18 protein-coding genes are annotated in these 19,861 nt (G+C 67.4%); 9 read left to right on the forward strand and 9 right to left on the reverse strand.

The features are described 5' to 3' along the window. The first annotated feature begins 96 nt into the window (after nt 1-96). Entirely contained in the window at nt 97-2,481 is a 2,385-nt protein-coding gene (locus tag AB5J50_RS29235; RefSeq protein ID WP_369261192.1) for a PQQ-binding-like beta-propeller repeat protein, read from the forward strand. A gap of 66 nt (nt 2,482-2,547) precedes the next feature. Here the strand turns inward: AB5J50_RS29235 and AB5J50_RS29240 are convergent, their stop codons facing one another. Further along, a complete protein-coding gene (locus tag AB5J50_RS29240; protein WP_369261193.1) occupies nt 2,548-7,113 on the reverse strand; it encodes an FtsK/SpoIIIE domain-containing protein in 4,566 nt (1,521 codons plus the stop codon). A gap of 377 nt (nt 7,114-7,490) precedes the next feature. Here AB5J50_RS29240 and AB5J50_RS29245 point away from each other — a divergent pair, with 377 nt between their 5' ends. The 5 genes from AB5J50_RS29245 (at nt 7,491) to AB5J50_RS29265 (ending at nt 10,941) form a co-directional block, all read left to right on the forward strand. Further along, nucleotides 7,491-7,796 (forward strand): WXG100 family type VII secretion target, encoded by a 306-nt coding sequence (locus AB5J50_RS29245; protein WP_330306562.1) that lies wholly within the window; start codon nt 7,491-7,493, stop codon nt 7,794-7,796. Nucleotides 7,797-7,919: 123 nt separating this feature from the next. Then, the gene (locus tag AB5J50_RS29250) at nt 7,920-8,240 is read left to right on the forward strand and encodes a hypothetical protein (protein ID WP_369261194.1); all 321 of its coding nucleotides are present in this window, start codon (nt 7,920-7,922) and stop codon (nt 8,238-8,240) included. Between the two features lie 2 nt (nt 8,241-8,242). Further along, nucleotides 8,243-9,637, forward strand: coding sequence for a hypothetical protein (locus AB5J50_RS29255; protein WP_369261195.1), 1,395 nt, complete (start codon nt 8,243-8,245; stop codon nt 9,635-9,637). A gap of 33 nt (nt 9,638-9,670) precedes the next feature. Next, a complete protein-coding gene (locus AB5J50_RS29260) occupies nt 9,671-10,333 on the forward strand; it encodes a hypothetical protein (protein WP_369261196.1) in 663 nt (220 codons plus the stop codon). After that, nucleotides 10,330-10,941 (forward strand): hypothetical protein, encoded by a 612-nt coding sequence (locus AB5J50_RS29265; protein ID WP_369261197.1) that lies wholly within the window; start codon nt 10,330-10,332, stop codon nt 10,939-10,941. Before AB5J50_RS29260 ends, AB5J50_RS29265 begins: the two co-directional genes overlap by 4 nt. Nucleotides 10,942-11,060: 119 nt before the next feature. Here the strand turns inward: AB5J50_RS29265 and AB5J50_RS29270 are convergent, their stop codons facing one another. The 7 genes from AB5J50_RS29270 to AB5J50_RS29300 form a co-directional block, all read right to left on the reverse strand. Continuing rightward, nucleotides 11,061-11,936, reverse strand: a complete 876-nt coding sequence (locus AB5J50_RS29270) for a hypothetical protein (RefSeq protein ID WP_369261198.1) — start codon at nt 11,934-11,936, stop codon at nt 11,061-11,063. Nucleotides 11,937-11,991: 55 nt separating this feature from the next. After that, the gene (locus AB5J50_RS29275) at nt 11,992-12,882 is read right to left on the reverse strand and encodes a hypothetical protein (RefSeq protein ID WP_369261199.1); all 891 of its coding nucleotides are present in this window, start codon (nt 12,880-12,882) and stop codon (nt 11,992-11,994) included. Nucleotides 12,883-12,927: 45 nt separating this feature from the next. Further along, nucleotides 12,928-13,593: a hypothetical protein gene (locus AB5J50_RS29280; RefSeq protein ID WP_369261200.1), complete on the reverse strand. Its 666-nt coding sequence runs from the start codon at nt 13,591-13,593 to the stop codon at nt 12,928-12,930. Nucleotides 13,594-13,648: 55 nt separating this feature from the next. Next, nucleotides 13,649-14,857, reverse strand: a complete 1,209-nt coding sequence (locus tag AB5J50_RS29285; RefSeq protein ID WP_369261201.1) for an enoyl-CoA hydratase/isomerase family protein — start codon at nt 14,855-14,857, stop codon at nt 13,649-13,651. 7 nt (nt 14,858-14,864) lie between these two features. After that, nucleotides 14,865-15,167, reverse strand: a complete 303-nt coding sequence (locus AB5J50_RS29290) for a hypothetical protein (protein ID WP_369261202.1) — start codon at nt 15,165-15,167, stop codon at nt 14,865-14,867. Between the two features lie 275 nt (nt 15,168-15,442). Continuing rightward, nucleotides 15,443-16,492, reverse strand: a complete 1,050-nt coding sequence (locus AB5J50_RS29295; protein WP_369261203.1) for a hypothetical protein — start codon at nt 16,490-16,492, stop codon at nt 15,443-15,445. Continuing rightward, nucleotides 16,489-17,142 carry a hypothetical protein gene (locus tag AB5J50_RS29300; protein ID WP_369261204.1) on the reverse strand — a complete coding sequence of 218 codons (654 nt, stop codon included), beginning with the start codon at nt 17,140-17,142 and terminating at the stop codon, nt 16,489-16,491. The genes AB5J50_RS29295 and AB5J50_RS29300 overlap by 4 nt, the downstream gene beginning before the upstream one ends. A 373-nt stretch (nt 17,143-17,515) precedes the next feature. On the opposite strand from AB5J50_RS29300, the gene AB5J50_RS29305 reads away from it, so the two are divergent. Then, nucleotides 17,516-17,797, forward strand: coding sequence for an Arc family DNA-binding protein (locus tag AB5J50_RS29305; protein ID WP_369261205.1), 282 nt, complete (start codon nt 17,516-17,518; stop codon nt 17,795-17,797). After that, nucleotides 17,794-18,186, forward strand: a complete 393-nt coding sequence (locus AB5J50_RS29310) for a hypothetical protein (RefSeq protein WP_369261206.1) — start codon at nt 17,794-17,796, stop codon at nt 18,184-18,186. Before AB5J50_RS29305 ends, AB5J50_RS29310 begins: the two co-directional genes overlap by 4 nt. Nucleotides 18,187-18,281: 95 nt before the next feature. On the opposite strand, the gene AB5J50_RS29315 is transcribed toward AB5J50_RS29310, so the two are convergent. Further along, entirely contained in the window at nt 18,282-18,995 is a 714-nt protein-coding gene (locus AB5J50_RS29315) for a hypothetical protein (RefSeq protein WP_369261207.1), read from the reverse strand. A 183-nt stretch (nt 18,996-19,178) separates the two neighbouring features. Between AB5J50_RS29315 and AB5J50_RS29320 the strand changes: the two genes are divergently transcribed. After that, complete coding sequence (locus tag AB5J50_RS29320) at nt 19,179-19,829, forward strand: hypothetical protein (RefSeq protein WP_369261208.1); 651 nt, start codon at nt 19,179-19,181, stop codon at nt 19,827-19,829. Nucleotides 19,830-19,861 lie beyond the last annotated feature (32 nt).

Here is a 19,861-nt window from a genome sequence, read left to right on the forward strand (position 1 = left end):
CTCACTACTGTGTCTGCGATAGCGAACACCATCCGACTCGCCGCGCGCAGCAGAAGAGCGGGCGCCCGGACGGCGACAACGGGGAAGGGCCCAGCCATGGAGACACTGCAGCCGGACGATCCAAGGGAGTTGGGGCCCTACCGGTTGCTGCGAAGACTCGGTGCGGGCGGCATGGGCCGCGTGTATCTGGCCCGTTCGCCCGGCGGACGCACCGTCGCGGTGAAGGTCGTACGCCAGGACCTCGCCGCCGACGCCGACTTCCGCCGCCGCTTCGAGCACGAGGTCGAGACAGCCCGGGCGGTCTCGGGCCGCTACACCGCCCCGGTCGTCGACGCCGACCCGGGCGCGGCGCTGCCGTGGCTGGCCACGTCGTACGTGCTCGGCCCGGACCTCACCGACGTGGTGGAGGCCCACGGCGCCCTCCCCGAACGCACGGTCCGCGCGCTGGGCGCCGGGCTGGCCGCCGCGCTCCAGGAGATCCACGCGGCGGGCCTGATCCACCGCGACCTCAAGCCGTCCAACGTCCTGCTGGCCGCCGACGGCCCCCGTGTCATCGACTTCGGCATCGCGCGGGCGGTGGACGGAAACCGTATGACCCAGACGGGAGTTGTGGTCGGCTCACCCGGCTACATGCCCCCGGAACAGGCCCTCGGCCGCGATGTCGGCACCCCGGGCGATGTCTTCTCCCTCGGTGCCGTCCTGACCTTCGCGGCCACCGGCCACAACGCGTTCGGCGACGACGCCGCCTCCCACGCGGCCATGCTCTACCAGATCGTCCACGGCGAACCCGACCTCACGGGCGTACCCCAGTCCCTGCTGGGCCTCATCCGCGCCTGCCTGCTGAAGGATCCGGCCCAGCGGCCCGCCCCTGCGGAGCTCGTGACGGCCCTGGCACCGGGCGGCACCGCGACCGTACTGAACGACTGGCTTCCGTCGGCTGTGGCTTCGACGATCGCTACGCATGCGGCGGGGATCTTGGATCTGGAGGCCCCCGACATCCCGGAGGCCCCCGACATCCCGGAAATGCCGAAGACCCCTTCTTTCGGGCCGCCGCCGGTGATGGCCGACGGCACGGCCTCCTCGACGGGCACGCCCACGCCCGCACCGCAGCCGCAGGGGTACGGCTATCCGCCCGCGCCCGGCTACGGGACGCCGCCCGGGGGCACTCCGGCACCCGGGTACGGCACGCCCGGTCACGGTTCCCCTCTCCCCGACGGCACGGTCCACCTCGGCAGGCCCGCCTCCGCATCCACCTCCGCACAGGCCCCTTCCCGCCGCCGCTTCCTCGGTCTGACCGCAGGTGTCGCGGGGGCGGCGGTCGTGGGCGGCGGGGGCGCCTGGTGGCTGTCCCGGGGTGGGAACGCCGGCGCGGAGTCCACGGGAGCGAACGGCAAGGGCGGCTCGACCGAGCCCGCCGCGGAGACCTTCACGACGCCTCCGGCGGGCGTGGCCCCGCAGCCGCTGTGGCACAAGTCGGTGGCGGAGGACAGCACCAACGACGAACTGCCGCTGATGATCCACGACGGGACCCTGCTGATCAGCGGTGACCCGCTGGTGGCGTACGACGTGAAGACGGGGAAGGCGCGCTGGACCCGCAAGGGCGTGACCCGGCCCGGCGCCCTGCCGCTCGTCGCCGGCGCCAAACTGTTCCTGGGCGACAGCGACTACGACGGTGCGCTCGTGGCCCTGGACATGAGCACGGGCAAGGAGGCCTGGCGTACCCGCGTCAGCAAGAAACTGGACCTCGACGAGCCCATCGCCATCGACGCCGAGAACGTCTATGTCACGGTGACCGACCTCAACGACGCGAAGAGCGGCACCAATTACCGCAGGGGCATCGCGGCGGTCAACCACACCACGCGCAAGCAGGTGTGGGTGCAGATGCGCGACTGGGGGACCGACAACTGGGACGTCGAGGCCACGGTCAGTGGAAAGTACCTGGTCTACGCCGACTCCAAGTACAACCTCACCGTGCGCGACACCGCGACCGGCAAGCAGCTGTGGACCAAGAAGGTCGGTGACGACTGGAGCTGGACGCCCACCGTCGCCGCGGGCCTCGTCTTCCTGCCGGGAGAGAAGCTGACGGCCCTCGACGCGGACACCGGCAAGACCCGCTGGACCCTGTCGCCCAACGGCCGCCGCGGCTTCGACAACCCCGTGGTCATCGACGACGTCCTGTACGCCGCCGACTTCGACCATGGTGTGTGGGCCGTCCATGTGAAGACCGGCAAGAAGATCTGGCTCTGCGAGGACCCCGGGGCCGTACGGGCACCGGTGAACTTCCTGCGTGCGGGGGCGACCCTGTACGGCGCGTCCTACTGGGACGAGGGCGGCATCTTCGCCATGGACGCCAAGACCGGAAAGTCCCGCTGGGTCTACAACGACAACAAGGGCGGGGGCGAACCCTGGCAGGTCGCGATCTCCGGCAACCGGCTGCTGGCGACGCACGGATTCGAGATCTACGCGCTCCCGGCGGTGTGAACGCGAGGGGCGGGGCCCGGAGTTACCGGGACCCGCCCCACGTACGTAGCGCTTCGGCCTCTCGTACTACATCGGCGTCGTGACGGTGAGCGGTTCCCCGTCCCCGAGGTGCAGCAGGCCCTTGCCCGGTGCGACCGGTCCGCCGACCATGCTGCGGTTGGTACGGATGCCGATCAGCTCGCCCGCGGAGGAGTCCTGCGGGGAGAGCAGGATGCCACGGCGCCCCTTCTTCATCTCGACCTGCCAGCCGGAGAAGCCGCTGCACACGTCTTCCTCGTCACCGGCGATGACCAGGGCGAGACCGCGCTCGCCGCCGCGCTGGACGATCCGCTTGAAGACGGTCTCGGCGTCACAGTCCTCCAGTACCTCGCCGTCGTCGACCAGGACGACGATCGGCTCCTCGGGCGTGGCCGACTCGATGGCTTCGCTCAGGTCGTCGCTCTCGATGTCGTCCTCGTCGAAGACCTTCAGTACGCCTTCCTGGCCGTCCAGTTCGCGAAGCGGCGAGGGGCGCGGCGCGGCGACGACGATCCGTACGCCCTGCGTCAGATACGAACGCGCCATGTTCATCAGCGTCGTACTGCGGCCCGACTTGGCCGGTCCCGCGATGACGAACGTCGGGACGCCCTGCGCGAGGTCGGGGCCGAAGCCCATGATGTCGTCGCCGCCGATGCCCGCCAGAGCCCACAGCTTGGAGCGCGAGGCGTCCGGGTCGCGCATCTCCCAGGCGTCCGTGAAGTTGATCCGGGTGGGCAGGACGTCGACGCGGAACGGGCGTCGGCCGCGCGGGAGTTCGGCGTCGCGAACCGCCGCGGCCTCGCCGATCGCCGTGATCGCCGCGGCCTGCCCCTGACCCGTGGCGTCCTCGGCGAGCAGGGCGAACTGCGTCTCGGTGCCGTGCTCGTTGCGGTAGCCGCGGCCCGGCGGGATCTCCTCGGGGACCTTGCGCGCGTTGACGCCGATCAGCGAGAAGTCGGAGCGGTCCGCGAGCCGCAGTGCGTACTTGTCCTCGGTGAGGGAGCCGATCCGGGACGAGAGGATCTGGCGGTCACCCGTCATCACCAGGTGGAGGCCGACGCTCGCGCCTTCCCGCATCATCGCGGTCACCTGGTCCGTCAGATCACCGTGGTCGTACTCGCCGAGCGTCGGCAGCCAGCCCTCCCACCGGTCGAGCAGCACGACGATGTGCGGGAGCCGCTCCTCCTCGGCCGCCGCGGCCCGCTGCTCGCCGATGTCGGCGAAGCCCTTGTCGGCCAACAGGTCCTGGCGGCGGGTGAGTTCGCCCTTCAGCCGGGCCATGAGGCGCACCACGCGCTCGGTCTGGTTGCGGCTGACCACGGCACCGCAGTGCGGCAGCCGCGTGAGTGCGTTGAGCGCGCCGTTGCCGCAGTCGATGCCGTAGAGGTGTACGTCCGCCGCGGAGTGCGTCCGGGCGAGCGAGGCCGCGATGGTCCGCAGGATCTGCGAACGGCCACTGCGCGGCGCACCGCCGATGAGGAGGTGCCCGAAGGAGGCGAAGTCCACGACGACGGGGCGGCGGGCCTGGTCGGCGGGCAGGTCCTCGACACCGTACGGGGCGGGCGGCAGCTTGCCCGGTCCGCCCGCGAAGGCGGGCAGCTGGATCTCGTCGAGCAGCAGCGTCTCGGAGAGCGCGGGCAGCCAGGGACTGTGCTGGGCCGGAATGCCGAGGACCTGGTTGGCCTCGCGGACCGCGTCCACCAGCACCTTGAGGTCGGTGATCTCCTCTTCCTCGCGCGCCTCGGCCTTCGGCTTCACCAGCGTGGCCCGTCCCAGGTCCTCCCAGCCGAGGGGGCCGGCCCAGGGGGCGAGCGCCGTGGGGTCGGCGGCACCGGGACGGCGTCCGCCGACACGGCCGGACTGGAACGGCACGAGCGAGGCGTGCCCGAGACGGACGTACGCCCGGCCCGGTGTGCTCTTGGAGATGTGCCCGGCCTCGGGGGAGTCGATGACGTCGCTGGACTCGCCGCCGTCGGTGACGCGCAGGGCGATACGGAGGTTGGTGTTGGCGCGGATCTCGGGGGACACGACACCGCTCGGGCGCTGGGTGGCCAGCAGCAGGTGGATGCCGAGTGAACGGCCTCGCTGGGCGATGTTGACCAGACCCGTCACGAAGTCGGGCAGGTCGCGCACCATCGAGGCGAACTCGTCGATGACGATGAGGAGTCGGGGCACGGGCGCGTGCGAGGGGTCGCGGCGCACCAGGTCCTGGTAGTCCTCGATGTCCTTGGCGTCGGCGGCGGCGAGGATGTGCTCACGCCGCTTGAGCTCCGCGCCCAGCGACTCCAGGGCACGCTCGACGAGATGGGCGTCGAGGTCGGTGACCATGCCGACGGTGTGCGGGAGTTTGACGCAGTCCTTGAAGGCGGAGCCGCCCTTGTAGTCGACGAGGACGAACGTCATGTTCTCGGGAGTGTTGGCCACGGCCAGCGACGCGACAATGGTCTGAAGCAGCTCGGACTTACCGGAACCCGTCGTACCGGCGATGAGGCCGTGCGGCCCGTCCTTGCGCATGTCGATGCCGAACGGCCCGTCGTACGACTCACCGATGACGGCCATCGTCGACTGCCCGCCCATGCGCCAGCGCGCGGTGATCGCGTCGCGGGTCGGCGGCTCCAACTGCAGGACGTCGAGCAGCCGGCTGGCCCCGGGCAGGGCCGAGTCCTCGGTCTCGCCGCTGATGTCACGCAGCGGAGACAGGGCCCGCGACAGGCGTCCGCACCATGCGGCGGAGACGAAGTCGGGCCGTACGTTCCTTACCCGCGCGATGCCCGTCTGCTGGACGCGCAGCCGCAGTTCGAGCGGCTTCTGCGTTCCGGAGGGGGAGTCGTCTGCCTCGGCGGCGTGCCAGGCGTGGAAGGAGGGGAAGCCGCCGGGAGCCGCGGGGGCACCCTGCGCGATGCGCTGCTGCGGGGTCGCGTGCTCCTCGGGCTTGGGCTCCGCGATGACGATGGCCTGGCACTCACCGGGCAGGAAGCGCTCCTCGGCGTCGAGGCAGATCGCGTACATCGACATGGCCGGCCCCTCGCGCAGCAGCCGCACCACACCGGGCATGGAGCGAAGCCGCCGCGAACCGTCCCACACCACGATGATGTCGGGATCGCTGAAGGAGGCCTTGTTGCCGTTCTGCTTGGCGGCCTTCTGGCGGGCGTCGAGGAGTTGGGTCAGTTCACCGATGCGGGCGCCGACGGTCTCGGCGTCGGTACCGATCAGCACATTGGCGTCCTGGGCGCCGCCGGGGCGGCTGTGCGGCAGCCACCGCGTCCAGTCCCAGCTCTCCCGGCCGCTGTTCTCGGTCAGTACGTAGAACTGGACGTCGAGCGGGCTGTGCAGCACGGCGGCCTGGGCGACGATCCAACGCCCCAGCGCCTGCGCCGAATCGCCGGGCCCCGCGATGCCGATGACCCCGCGCTCACACAGCGGGAGCGCGACCGGTGCGTCCTCGATGGTCCAGGTGACCTCGCGCTTGTGGTCGTCCTGCTCCGGGTCGTCGAGCACGACCTCGGAGGGCAGTTGCCCGGTCCCGACCCGCAGCAGCAGATGGTCCGCGTCGGTCCGCCGCCGCTCCCACAGCCGCGTACGCGGCCCGGTGCTCAGCGACAGAACGGTGGCCGGATCGGGTATCGCCTGACGCCGGTCGAGCCGCTCGGCGACCAGGGCCTCCTGGGCGTCCTTCTCGATCCGCTCCTTGTGCTCCTTGTACTCCTTGACCTGCTTCGCATGGGACTTGCGCCCCTGCTTCTTGTCCATGAAGAAGTTGCCGAACATGATGAGCGGGCTCAGCAGCGCCATGATCAGGTAGTACCAGCGCCCGAAGATCATCACGGATACGACGGCACCGACCAGCGGCGTCACGGCCATCAGCCAGGGCAGCGGCCGGGCCTCGTAGTCACGGATCGGATTGGGCAGCCGGAACTTCGTCTCACGCTCCGGCGGATGCAGCCGCGGCGGCCGGTTGTAGTCGAGCCCGGCGCCGTCGTCGGACCACTTGAGGGCGGCGTTGGGCGGCGAGTACCGGTCGAGCTCAAGGAGCGTATTGCCGACGGCGACCTGACTCCCGAGGGGCCACTCGTCACCGTCGCGCGCGTCGATGGCCTCGCCGTCGAGCGTGACACCCTCTTTGTCCCCGTGCACGGCGACCCGGCAGGTCCCGTCCGTTGCAACTGACAACGTCAGTGCTCTTTGCGGAAGTTCGGGATCGTCGATACGGATGTACGACGAAGCCCCGCCGCCGATGTCGTACCGCCCGATCCCCAGCCGGTGCACGGCACCGGCGGCCGGACCGCCGGCGACCCGCAGTTCGACGAGCCCGGTCGGCTCACCGGGAAGGCACCCCGCGGGATCATGCAGACTGACGACCGCACCCTCGCGCAGCGGCGAGGTCCCGATGGTGGCGGTGGGATCGACGGGATACCCGTCGACGTACGCGACAGGCGCACCGCTCGCCGCGGCCTGATGCTGCCCGATCGGAATGATCTGCGCACCGCCGCTGTACCCGACGTGCCCCGCCAGTTCCTTGGCGATGTCCCCCACCGAGGACTCAGGATCCGCATCAAGAACCACGTCGGCGGTGGCGCCGCCGAGCGGGTCGACGACGGTCAGAGTCAGGCGCACGCTCGTCCTCCCCAGGCACCTGAGGCCGCTTCCGGAACGCGGGCCACAGTGACATCGACGATAGCCGCTCCCCCCTTCCCGCAGGCAACGGCCCGTGTGAGAGGTCGTTGGAGGCGCGGGGCGGATTCGGCGGGCGGTTCGACGGGTGATTCGGGGGGCGTTGCGGCGGGTGATTCGGGGAGGGGCGACGCGGCGGGCGATGCGGCGGGCGATGCGGCGCGGCGGATCCGGCCTCTGGTGCGGGACGGTGACAGAACCGGGGTGTGCTCCTGCAAGCGTCGTAAGTAAGCTGCTGGCTCAATGCGGACGATCGCATCATCCGCATCAGGAGCCACGGGGGTTGGCCCTGCGGCGAGTTGGAGTATGGAGGACGCCACATGGCCGGCGGCAAAGACGCAGATATCACATACGAGAAGATGCGGCACGCTGCGAAGAAGCTCGGGCACGAGAAGGAGAAGATGGAGGACAAGCTCCACGGGCTCGACAGCTACATCGACGGCCTGGTCGCGGACGGTTACACGACCTCGAAGGGTTCCCAGGCCTTCGACGACTCCTTCAAGGAGTTCACCAAGGGCATGAAGGACACCCTTGAGGGCCTGAAGGGCATGGCCAAGTTCCTCGACGACGCGGCGAAGGCGTACGAGGACCTTGATGACCAGCTGGCCAAGGGCGTTAAGGGCTAGTAGCTCGTCGTTGTGGCGGTGCCACGGTGCGATGGGGTGTTCCGGCGCCCCGTCGCACCGGCGTGTTTCCTCCAAAGTTGGTTGATTTACGGCAAGTCGCTAGTACGGCATAACGGGGGCGCCATGGGTGGCGAGAGCGATCACACTCGGCTCGACCTTGACGTGATCAAGGAGATGGGGACGGGGCTCGCCAATGTCAAGAAGGCATTCGACGGCCTGGAAAAACTGAGTGACAAGTATGAGGACGACTTCGGCGACGGCGATCTCTCCGACAAGTTCGGTGATTTCGCGAGCAATTGGGAGATCAGCCGCGAAAAGCTGACTGGTGAGATTGACGCACTCGCGCAGATCGCCAAGGCTGCGGCGAAGGCGTACGAGGACATCGACCATCAGCTGGCCGAGGCGATTCGTGGTGCCCAGGACCCCAAGAAGAAGGGGGACTAGTCATGGCGGGACGGCCGCACGACTGGCATCCGGTCGCTGACAACGATCCCATCCCCGGTGATCCGGACCGTATGGCGGCTCTCGGTAAACAACTGCGCAGAACTGCCGAGGAACTCGACCGGCAGATCCGCAATCTCAAGGCGGTCGTCGACGTCGACGCCTGGGACAACAAGTCCGGCAAGGAATTCCGTGAGAAGGCCAAGGGCAACGTCAAGAAGCTCGAAGCGGCATTCAAGCGATACGACACGGCTGCCACCGCCATCGGTTCCGAAGTGGTCGAAGTGGGCGGTGGCTACCAGGACAAGCTGCATGCCCGTCCCCGGAACTATGCCTCGGATCTGAACCGAGCCCAGGAGATCGCCGACGCGGCCCTCAAGGACGCCAAGGACGCCGACGAGCGCAAAGGGGCGGCCCAGAAGAACCTGGACGGGCTGTCGGGCAAGGACAAGAAGAAGGAAGACCCCGACCAGGACCGCAAGGACCGCAAGGACCTTGAGGACCAGTGCGATGCCGCAGGCGACGAGATCGACGCGGCGCGCGAAAAGATCAACGAAGCCAAGAAGATCCGGGACGACGCGGCCAAGCGGGCCCGCGACTCCATCGACGCGGTCATCAACCACGACTCCCTGAAGGACGGCTTCTGGGACACCCTGGTCAAGGCGATCGCCGATGTCACGTCCTTCATCGCCACTTGGTGCGGAATCCTCTCACTCGTCGTCGGCTGGATTCCGGTGATCGGGCAGGCGTTGGCGGGAGTCCTGGGGGCCATCGCCATGGTCGCGACATTGATCAATTTCGTGGCGACCTTCGTGCAGGTTCTCCAGGGAAACGCGGAATGGATGGACTTGGGGCTCGCCGCGCTCGGCTTCGTCATGATGGGCGTCGGCAAGGGCTTCTCCAAGATCGCGGGGAAGTTCGCGAAGGGTGCGCTCGGCAAGCTGGGGAGGGCCGGCCTGGCGCGGACAGGGCGACAGGTCGGCCGCGCGAACAAGAACCTTCGGAGGGCGGCTGGCAAGCGGTCCACCCTGGGCAAGGGTGACGTCTGGAAATCGATCAAGGAGCCGTTCACGGAGCCGTTCTCGAAGAGCGCTTGGAGTGACAATCTCAAGGCCCTCAAACCCGGCAGCGGAAACTACAACAAAGCCTGGGGCGAGCTCCGTACGCGTGGCGGAGGGAATCTTTTCAAGGGCATTCCCAAGTCGTTCTCCATGGCCGACCCCGGGGTTGCCTCCGATCTGAAGTCGATCAAATTGGGAACGGCAGCCCTGGGCGGTCAATTCGACGCCGGCGCCCTCAACAAGATCTCCAAGACGGCCAGCCGCATGTCCGTCGTCGGGGCCGGGATTACGCTGGGCGGGCTGGGCCTGGACGGAAACCTCAACCCCCTTCTCGGCTGAGCCGACGACTGCGCCCGCGCGAAAGGAACGAGCATGACCACACCGGATGACCACCCCCCTTTGGTCGAGCCCTATGAGTGCAGCTTCGACTTCCAGCCCGGCTGGGTCGACCTGACGCTCCGTGAGGGTACGAAGGCCGAGGCAAAGGCGCTGGCCACCGAGGTCGTGAACCGCCTCAACCCACTCGCCCTGCAAATCCAGAACAGCGCGGTCTTCGATGACATGGTCGAGCGGGCCCTCGACCTCAACGCGGACGCCCCTACGCTCGCGGCGGCCTACTACTCCGAGGCGGGGGAAGCCCTGGCCAACCTCATGGTCGACGGGTACGGCGACGAAGGCGTGCCACGTCCCGGCGTCGAGGAGGTCATCCCGATGATTCTGGAGTGGGACAACGCCGAGGTCACGGGCGACCCCGAGATCACCCACCTCGAACTGGCGGCCGGACCCGCCGTGCGCGTCCAGGCCATGCTCAAGGTGAAGCGCATGTTCGGACTCGGCCGGAAACTGACCGAATTCATCAAGTACGCGGTCTTCCCGCCCGACATGCAGAGCCTCATCGTCGTCACGGTGGAGTGGGAGAAGATCGCCCTCACCGAGCAGATCACGGAGCTGGCGGACGAGGCGGTTCGGACCCTGCGCATCAGCCCGCTTGCTGCGGGAGGCGCCGAGGCCCCCGCCGACGGAGGCACCGCATGAAGACGGCCGACCAGTTCACCTCACCACCGACGGACTACAACGTCATTGTTCCGGACGGCTGGTTCCAGCTCCCGCTCGACCCGGACGACCGCGACCGAGGCATCATCGCCCTCGCCGAGCGCACGTTCCGAGGAGTGGACAACGCTCCCCATCTCAGGGACCAGTTCATGCGGGACCTTCAGCGCAAGGCGAAGGATGCCTACACGGTCGGCGGCATCGAGCTCTACCTGTCCACGCTCACCATCGGCCCCGTACCCCTGGCGTCCTCGCTGCTCATCAGCCTCCCCGCGCCCGGTGAGTGGCCCGAGTGCTCGGACGCCGACGAAATGGCCGAGCATCTGGCCGGCGGGGACATCGGTGAGAACGGCGAACTCGGTGTAGTGAAACTGGAGGCGGCAGGACGAGCCGTACGCCACCGCCATCGTGAAGCCCCCGACCCGGAGGCCCAGATGGGCAACACGCTCCCCACCACGAACGTCACCTACTACGTGCCGGTCCCGGCGACGAAGCAGTGGCTGATGCTCAACTTCTCCACTCCGGTCGATCCGCTGGCCGATCGGATGGTGGAGCTGTTCGACACGGTTGCTGGGACTTTGCACTGGGCGTGACGGGCTGAAGCAAGCGGTCGGGATCGTCAGGGAGACTCGGGCGCGCCGTCGTCGCCCTCAGGGCCCCCTGGCGAGGGTGGACGATGGTGGCAGAAGGTAACGGCCGCCGCGGCCACAGCTCAGACGCGAGCCTCCTCGTGAGCCACCTCCTCGCCTTCCGGGCCAATGAGTTGCCAGTCGGTGAGGACTCCATGTCGTGCGCTGGCTTCTGGGGATGGGACGGCCTCGATCAGATAGCTACCGCCGGGACGACAGGTGACCGTGACCGCGCCAACGGTTCCCGTCCTTTCCCTGAATGCGTCGACTGCCTTCCGCTGGCCAGGAGTCAGGGCCTCGGGATCGATTGGCTCGTACGCTACGGAGAAGTGGCGCACCAACGCACTGCTGCTACGCGGCGCGAGCCGGCACCAGGAGCCGTCCACGAAGAGGAGCCGAACGTCGGGCTCGCCGTGGCCGAACGTCCTGTGCTCGACTGCCGCGATCTCCGCCCGCTTCGCCTCCCAGAGGACTTCCTCCCAAGGATCCTCGTCATCGTCGAGCATGCCCAGGATGACGAGGCGACGGTCGGTCACGACGGCGTGGGTGCGGTCGGTGGCGGGCCTCCGTGCGGGATCGAGCTGCCAGGGCAGAGTGCGGGCGAGGGTGCCCGGAGCCGCCCACATCACCGGAAAGTCCTCGACCTCGTCCTCCGGATCGTCGGAACGGCCGAGCACGTCCACGCTGCCCACACCGGTGCCTCCAAGCGCGCCGGCGATCGCGATGACCACCAGTGCGAGGGCCGTTCGCCCGATGCCCCGGGCGATGCGATGTGTCTTCGAACGCACGCGGTACGTCGGACCCGTGGGCCAACCGGGCAACTTGGCCTGGATATCGCGTCGGTCGGCGTCACGGAACCAGCGCCGTCCGGAGACCGGGGTGGCGGCACCGGTCGCGAAAGAGACCGGAACCCGGGCCAGCAGGTGCTCGCCGGGGTCGGGCTGCCAGCGTTCGGCCATTTCGTCCTGCCTTTCGGGAAAGCGCCCGCGCTTCCCGCCGATGGAATCGACATGCCTAGAGATCGCCGGGATGCGGTTTCGCCGGACCCCCGGAGGCGTCCATCAGGATCGAGTGCGTCTCGTAGAGATCCTTGCCGGCCTTGGCCGGGACGCGGACCTCGACCATGACGATGCCGCTCGGCAACCGAGTGATCAGCGGAGGCTGTGCGGTGTCCGGGAGTTCGGAGAGGAGGCGGGCCAGCCGATCGCGCTGTCCGCTCGACAGTTCACTCTCCGGCACGGCTTGGACCGTCCCGTTGAGCAGTTCGCAGAGACGCTCGGCGCTGTCCGGATTGCCGGTGAACAGGCGGATCCAGGACTGATCGGCGAACGTGAGGCGTACGTCCGCGCTGATCTCGCTGTACTTCATCTGCCTGGCCTCGGCGATGGAGTCCCGAGTGAACTCACCGAGCACGTCGGCCTTGGCCAGGGTGCCGCTGCGAGTACCGAGGAAGAGCAGGCGCCGATCGGTCAGGACGAGATCGGTGGCGTAACCCTCCGGGCGGCGTGCCGGGTCGAGCTGCCAGGGGACCGTCCGGGCGAGGGTGCCGGGGGCGGCCCACATGACGGGGAAGTCCTGGACCTCGTTCTCCGGCTCTTCGGGGTTTCCTCGGACAGGTACGTCACCGAAAGGCGACCCCGAGGCCCCGCCGATGTTCGCGATGATGTTCGCGATCAACGGGATTCCGACCAGGAGAGCCCGGCCCGTGCGCCGGGCCGCTCGATCGCCGGTCGTGCGCAGGGTGTAGGTGGGGCCCGCGGGCCAACCCGACAACTCGCCCTGGATGTCGCTTCGTTCGAGGTCCCTGAACCACCGGGATCCCGCGACGGCGGGCGCGATGCCCGTGGCGAATTTGGCCGATGTTCGAAGGAGAAGGTCCTCGTCGGGGCTGGGGTACCAATCCATCAGTGCGTCATCTCTCTGCAGATCTCTACGGAGGAACTGATCCGGTCAGCTGGGTCGGTTGCCCCCGTCGGTTGCCACTCCGAATTCCACCGAACCCACAATTCCCGCAATCGCGTGCGAGAACTCCTCCCACTGTTCCACGGAAGCCGTGTCCAAGGTGATCACCGCGGTATAGGGACCTGTGGAAAAGGGGATGTGTATCTGAATTTGCCCCATGTTGAGCTCTTCGTCCCGGCCTGACTTCGTGTACTGGCCGTCGATCAACAGGTTCCGGAATGTGATCGCCGACACGGCCGGGCCACAGGGCAGATCCAGCCAGCCGACCTCACACAGCGGGTCGCGGCGAAGAACAGCCTGAATGCCTTGGGCGGCGACGTCCTGGTCGGTCTGGTCGGACTCGAAGACGGCGATGGTCAGAGAGCAGTGCGCCACACCGCCGTCGCCGATGTCGTAGAGCCCGATTCCGAAGAACGAGATACCGCTTGCCAGCATCTCTTCTGTCATCGCGCTGTACAGAGAGCCCATGGCGTCCCACAAGGGTTCTTCGCCGCGGGGATAGATGTCCCGGACCAGCCGGCTGATGGCTTGGGCCCGTTCGTTCGCGTCGAGAGACACCTCGACCGCGTGCATGCCTTCGGGGAGGCGGAAGGCCATCGGCGGCAATGTGACGCCCTGTACGCCCAGGACCTGGAGTGTGTCAGTGCTGTCCATCAGGAGTGCTCCGATGCGCTTTCTTGTGCGTGGCCATGCCGCTTGCAGAACACCCTCAGTGCCCGAAGTCGTTGTCTGCGATGGTGTTTGCCTTGTTCGCCGTGAAACCGGACTTGATCGCGGCGTCGAGGGTGCGGCCGGCCTTGCCCATGGGGGCGATGGCCTCGGCGCTCTTGATGAACGGCAGCTTCGACGCGACCAGATTGATCCCCTGGGTGCCGAGCCACTGCCCGTTGCGGAAATTCTGCATTCCGCTCTCGGCAGCCAATGCCAAGCGGCTGCCTCCCTCTCCGAGTCGCACGGCGGGAGCGGCTTTCAGCGGGCCGAAGAGAATGAACGTCTTCCCGATACTGGTGACGCCACGGTAACCCTCGCCGAGCTCAGCGGCACGAACGGCTGCGTTGGTGCCTTTGGCGAGCTCGGCACTTCCGGTGAGGCCTTTGACGCCGGGGATGATTCCTAGAGCATCGAACCCGATGTCGACCCAACTGACGTCCGCGCCAGCCGCTTTGGCGACCAGATGGGTGAGCAGAGCCGCTCCACTCGTGATCATCGCGGCAGCCGCGAAGATCGCTCCCACCGGTTCGAAGGGAGCGGTGATGATGGCCAGGACACCCAAGGCGCCGCTCACCAGGCTGAGCACGTCACCGATGGCCTTGATGACATCCGCGTGATCTTTGATCCAGTCGCCGGTGGCGTTCCAGGCGTCCTCGACGCCGTGCACGAGCTTGTCCCAGAACCCGGGCTCGTCGGGCGCGATGTCCGCCGCCTTGTCGAGGTCCTTGCTGATGAGGTGGGCGGCCTTCTTGTAGCGGTCTTCGAGGTCGTGGACCTTGCTGGTGACCTCGTCGACCGCGCCGGACGCTTTGCCGAGTTCCTCGCTGCCCTTGCCGTCGCCCTTCTGGTCGGCCTTCTGCTGGGCCTCGGCCTTGGCGTCGAGCTTCTCTCCGGCTTCCTTCTCCAGCCGGCCGGCCTCGTCCTGGAAGTCGGAGAGCTGTCCGGCCCAGTGGTGCAGGGCGCGCGACGCCTTGTCGAAGGAGTCGTGGCTCTTCTTGATGAGGGGCGTGACATCGGTGGAGATGTGCTCGCTGAAGGCGAGCGCGGTCTTGCCCTTCCAAGCCCCGCACTCGATCTGCTGCAGTTCCCGCAGGGCGGTGCCCAGTTCGGTGGCCAGCCCGCCGAGCTTCTTGGCAAGCTCCCGGGTGTCCTCGACGTCGCCGGGTGTGGGGTCCCAACCTATGTGGGGGAAAGACGGGCGTCCCATGACGCGATCAGTTCCCCTTCTTCTTGGGGGACTTGAGGGACTCGGCCAGATCCAGGTCCAGCTTCTCGAAGGACTTCCCGATGTTGTCGATCATCTTGATCGCGCCCTGGGTGTGCTTGCCGAGCTGCTTGATGCCGTAGCCCCAGTCGTCGGCGAAGTCGTGCACGTCGTCCACGAGATCCTTGTCCCCCACGACCGAGCCGTCGGTGCCGCGCAGGGTGCGGCGGGCGGCGTCCATCCGGTCGGTGACGGTGGAGAAGGTCTTCCTCAAGTCCTCGAAGATCGTGCCGTCAAGCCGTAGATCACTCACGATGTGTTCCCCGTTGCCTCCGTGAAGGGACCGCCGGGAGGGGCCGCACGGGGTCCCCCGGCGCCCGCAGCTGCGGCGGTTGCCCGAGCAATCCTATGTAGTGGACGGGGGCAACGGATTGGGCGGGGGAGCGGGAACGGTGTTGTTTGAGGGGTCTATGGGGTTGCGTTTGCCGGGACTTGGGCGGGCAGTGATGTTCTCGTGATGCCGGATCGTCAAGGGGAGACGCGTGGGGTGCGCAGCCGACGCCGGCCGCGCGCCCCAGGTCGACGCTGTCAGCGGTTGACGGACTGGATCTCCTGAACGGTGATGTCCTGGGTGTTGCCGAAGGTGCCGTTCGGCAGGTTCTTCGGGTCCGGGTTGCCGGTGCCGGTCCAGGTGATCTGCCAGGTGATGGTCGCCCGCAGCTTGTACGTTCCGTCGCCCGACGAGCGCAGGTACTTGATGCCGCACGGCGGCGTCTCGTCCGCCTTGCCCTTGGCGTACGCCTCACCGACCGAGTCGTCGTCGTTGATCTTGCACACGCCGGAGGCGGGGTAGGTCTCTGCGTCTTCCGTGCCCGGTTCGAGCTTCAACGACACAGGCTTCGCCGTCGTGGTGGCCTGGATGTTGAGGCCGTTGACGTTGAGGGCTGCGGTGACCGAGACCTCCTTGAACGTGGCCTTGTCCAGCCAGGCCCAGGTGGGCAGGTTCACCTTGGTGATGTCTTCGGGCGCGAGGGTGACCTTCGTGTCCGGGACCTGGACGCGGTTGTAGGCGAGTTCGGCGAGGACTTCGGGCGTGACGGCATTCTTCACGTTCGGGGTATCGCCGTTCTTGACCCAGAACGGGAGCTCGCTGCACGTGAAAGCATCTGGATCGTCGAGGCGACTCTCATCCTGGACGGCGACGAACCAATTGCCTTCGTCGGCCTCGTCGAGGTTGTAGTTCTTGTACTTGCCGTCCTTGTAGATATCCCGGAACTGACCCGTCGCGGTCTTCGCGTAGTTGGGCTGGTCGGGGTCGTTGACGACAAGGTCGTAGCTTGCTTCGGTCTGTTTCTTGAATTCCTCGGCGGACATGGGCTCGTACCAACAGGCCGGCGGTGTCCAGTTGCCCACCGCGGTGAGCCCGCCGGACGACTTGCCGCCGCTGCCTTTGATGGAGCCGCTGAAGGTGATCCGAGACTCGAGAGTCTGACCGTCCCGCTTGTGCTCGGTCTGCACGCCGGAGCCCTGCTGGGTTCCTCCTTGGCCGGTTCCTTTGTCCGCGACGGCGACTCCGGCCGGAGCGAGGGTGAGGGTCGCAGAGACGGTCGCCAGCGTCAGCCACCTGTGCGTCTTCACGGCGTGCACGGTTCGACCCCCCTCTTCGAGACCAACTGCGTGGTCTGCCAAACCCCTTGCTTGTTCTTGTCCACACGCGTGTTGTAGAGCACGTACGAATTATCCGTGGCCGGCGTTTTGTCGATCTTTCCGGTCTTGCGGTTCTTGTTGTACGCCTTACTTTCGTCCGAGCAGTACCTGACGCTCGCGGACGTCTTGTCGAACATCGTGATCGTGGGCTCGAAGTAGCGGGTCTTGCCGTTGATGGTCAGACCCTCCTTCTTGAAGCTCGCGATCCAATCAGCTGCACCCAGCAGTGCGTCTCCCTTGTAGTAAAAGGGAATTGCCGAGCTCTCACTGTCGCCGCTGGCAATGGCCGCGTCCGTGGCGTTGATGCGTCCGGAGACGTCCGCCAGGACGGCGTCCTTCGTCGTGTCACCCGTCTTCCAGCTGTCGAAGACGTTCGTGACATCGCTCGGCAACGTGACCTTCGGGCGTTGCCCGGAGTCGGTGCTCGCGCTCGGCGAAGCCGACTCGGTCGAGTCGCCGGTGTCGGCCCCCGCGATCTTGTCGTTGTCGCTGGACTTGTCGTCCCCGCTGCCGCATGCCGTCAGCAGCAAGGCTGCGGTCGCGGCGAACGCGGCAGCAACGGGCAAAGAGCGGCGCTTCACAGTTGACTCCCCGTGAGACAGAAGTGCAGTCACGAGCAATGACGGTATCCGTGTAGCGATCGGTTTCGCCACAGCGAACTTTCTTGCACGACTGGGCAGAAGGGGAGGAATGGGGGCCGGTTGGCTGGACCTGTGGGTCGATCGTGTCCAGTTGCACAACGGCCCCGAACGCCGGCTGTGCGGTAGGGGCCGGCTTCCAGAGTTTGCTTCCTGCAGGGTGCAGCTTCGTGATCATTAACTTCCAGCCTCGTGCTGGAATTGATCAGTACGGGCTGACGTGTACCACCGTGCGTCGCGCGATCGCCGTATTCGTTGAGGGTGGGGTGGGGTCGAAAGCGTGGCGGGGTGCGTATACGCCACGTATACTCAATGTATGGCCGACGTCATGATCCGAGTCCCCGCCGAGGTCCGTGACCAGCTCGCCGCAGTAGCGGAAGCCCGTGGCACCAGCCTTCGTGCCCTCATGCAGGAGATAGCCGCTCAGACGCTCACCCCGGATCAGATCAGGGAACGAGCCGATCGCACGCGCAGCCTTCTCGCCGAGCGGTTCGGGCACTACGTGACGGACGAGGAGTCCGCCGAGATGCGCCGCAAGATGCGTGAGGCCACCGTCGCACACCGTGCCGCCCTCGCCGAGACGGAGTCCTCCCGTTGAACGAGACCGAGCACTACGTCTTAGACACCCCGACCCTCCTGGCGATGGGGGGCAACAAGCAGGTCTCCGGTCTCATCCATGCCGCAGCGGCCAGCGGTGATGTGCGCCTGTGGGTGCCCGTCCTGTGCCTGCTGGAAGCGGAGCGCCAGCGGGCGGGGATTGTTGGCCATGTCGGTGTGCTGGTCGACGTACTTCACCTGATCGACGATGACTACGCGATGGCGGTGACCATTGCAGAACTGTGCCGCGGTGGCGTCTCCTTCGGTGTGGGCGCCGCCGTGCACGCCGCGCGGCCGAACCAGATGCTTCCCGAAGGAGCGCTCGTCGCCACCGTCGCGCCGGAGTCCTACGAGGGGCTTGGAGTCGGGGTCATGGACCTGAATCGCTGAGCGGCCGATTCCGGCGGAACCCGAGACCTAGTGCGCGGGTCGGCCCCGCGCACCCAAGCCCGGTGCGGGGATGGCCAGCAGCGACCTTCCCTGCCTTACCCGAGCTTCGCGTTCTGCACCGTGACGAGGTCGGCCGGGATCTTGGCCGTGCCGGCGTGGGCGTTCATGAATGCGCTGCTGTCCAGAGTGAAGTAGTTGGCGATGGTGTTGCCGAAGCGGAACGTCTGGGTCCGGATCGTCTGGGTGAAGCCCTGGAACTTGAAGGTGGCGGCGGTGGCCCCGGACTCGTCGCCGCCCGAGGGGGCGGTCTCCACGGTCACGGAGTCGTACGTGGTGCTGCCGCTGTCCGACTTCGCCGTGAAACCGCTGCCGCAGGAGCCGGCCGCCGTGGAGAGGCTCTTCATGGCGGCCGCCGCTTTGCCGTCCGCGTAGGTGGAGAGGGTGATGTACGTGAGCATGCCGGTGGACTTGTTGGCGAAGTGAGTGAGCGTGGCCTCCGGGGTGCCGACAGGGAGTTCGTTCATCGCGTACGCCAACGGGGCGCATGCGGCCTTGTCGACGCTCATCTCGGCCTGGGACTTGGCGAGTGCGTCGCCGTCGGCGGGCTTCTTGACCGAGTAGCCGCCGGACTCTGCCTGGGTGACCATGAGCTGCGCGACCTGTTCCGCCGGACTGAGCGTCTTGCTGGGCGAGGCCGTCGCCTTCGTGGGCTCGCTCTTGCTGTCGGTGTCCTTGTCCGAGCTTCCACAGGCTGTGAGGGCGGCGGCGAGGCACAGGGCGGACACGGCGGCCAGGGTCATGCGCTTCATGTGGGGGGAGCTCCTCGGTGGGGTCGGAGTGTGCGGTACGCAGGATGCCGGTGGGGTGGCGGAAGCAAAGGACGATAGCCCGTCGGACCACGAGGACGCCCGGCGCCCCGCCCGCCCGTCCACCTCGTAGGCTGACCCGAGCCGAACAGAGGACCGAACAGAGAAACCGAACGGGGACACACCATGGCCCGCTACATGGAAACGCTCACCATCGAGCGCGGCGGCTTCCGTATCAAGGTGCCGGAGTCGTGGTGGGAGTTCGACGTACGCCCCGAGTCGCGCGACGACTCCATCCGGCGGATGGTGAACGAACGGGTGCGACAGCACCCGGAGTTGGCCGACTATCGCGACACGTACACCACCTTCCTGCAGAAGGCCGCCGCCGACGCCTGGAAGTCCGGCGCCCTGTACTGCGGCTGCATGGCGGAGGCCTTCGGCGGAGACACCCCGATCACCGGGTCGGTCACCGTCTCGATCGTCGGCGGTCGCTCGGAGAAGACCGGCGAGCCTCTCTCCACCGACCCCCAGACCATGGCGGGCCAACTCGCGGTGCGTGAGGCGAAGAAGGAGGGCGACTCCTGGCGCAAGGTGACCACCGTCGACATTCCCGGCGTCGGTCCCGCCGCGCGCACGTACGGCATCGAGGACATCGTCGTACCCGACGACACCCTCAAGCGGACCATCCGCGCCGTACTCATGCAGACGTTCATCCCCGTACCGGGGCAGAAGGGCAAGGTCGCCCTGGTGGCCGGAAGCAGCCAAGTCCTCGACCTCGCCGACTCGTTCTTCGACATCTTCGACGCGATCACGTCTACGTTCCGCTTCGCGGAGTAGTGCCGCCGACCTTTCCGTGGCTCGCGCAAATC

It is taken from the genome of Streptomyces sp. R35 (assembly GCF_041053035.1).
Taxonomy (GTDB): domain Bacteria; phylum Actinomycetota; class Actinomycetes; order Streptomycetales; family Streptomycetaceae; genus Streptomyces; species Streptomyces lutosisoli.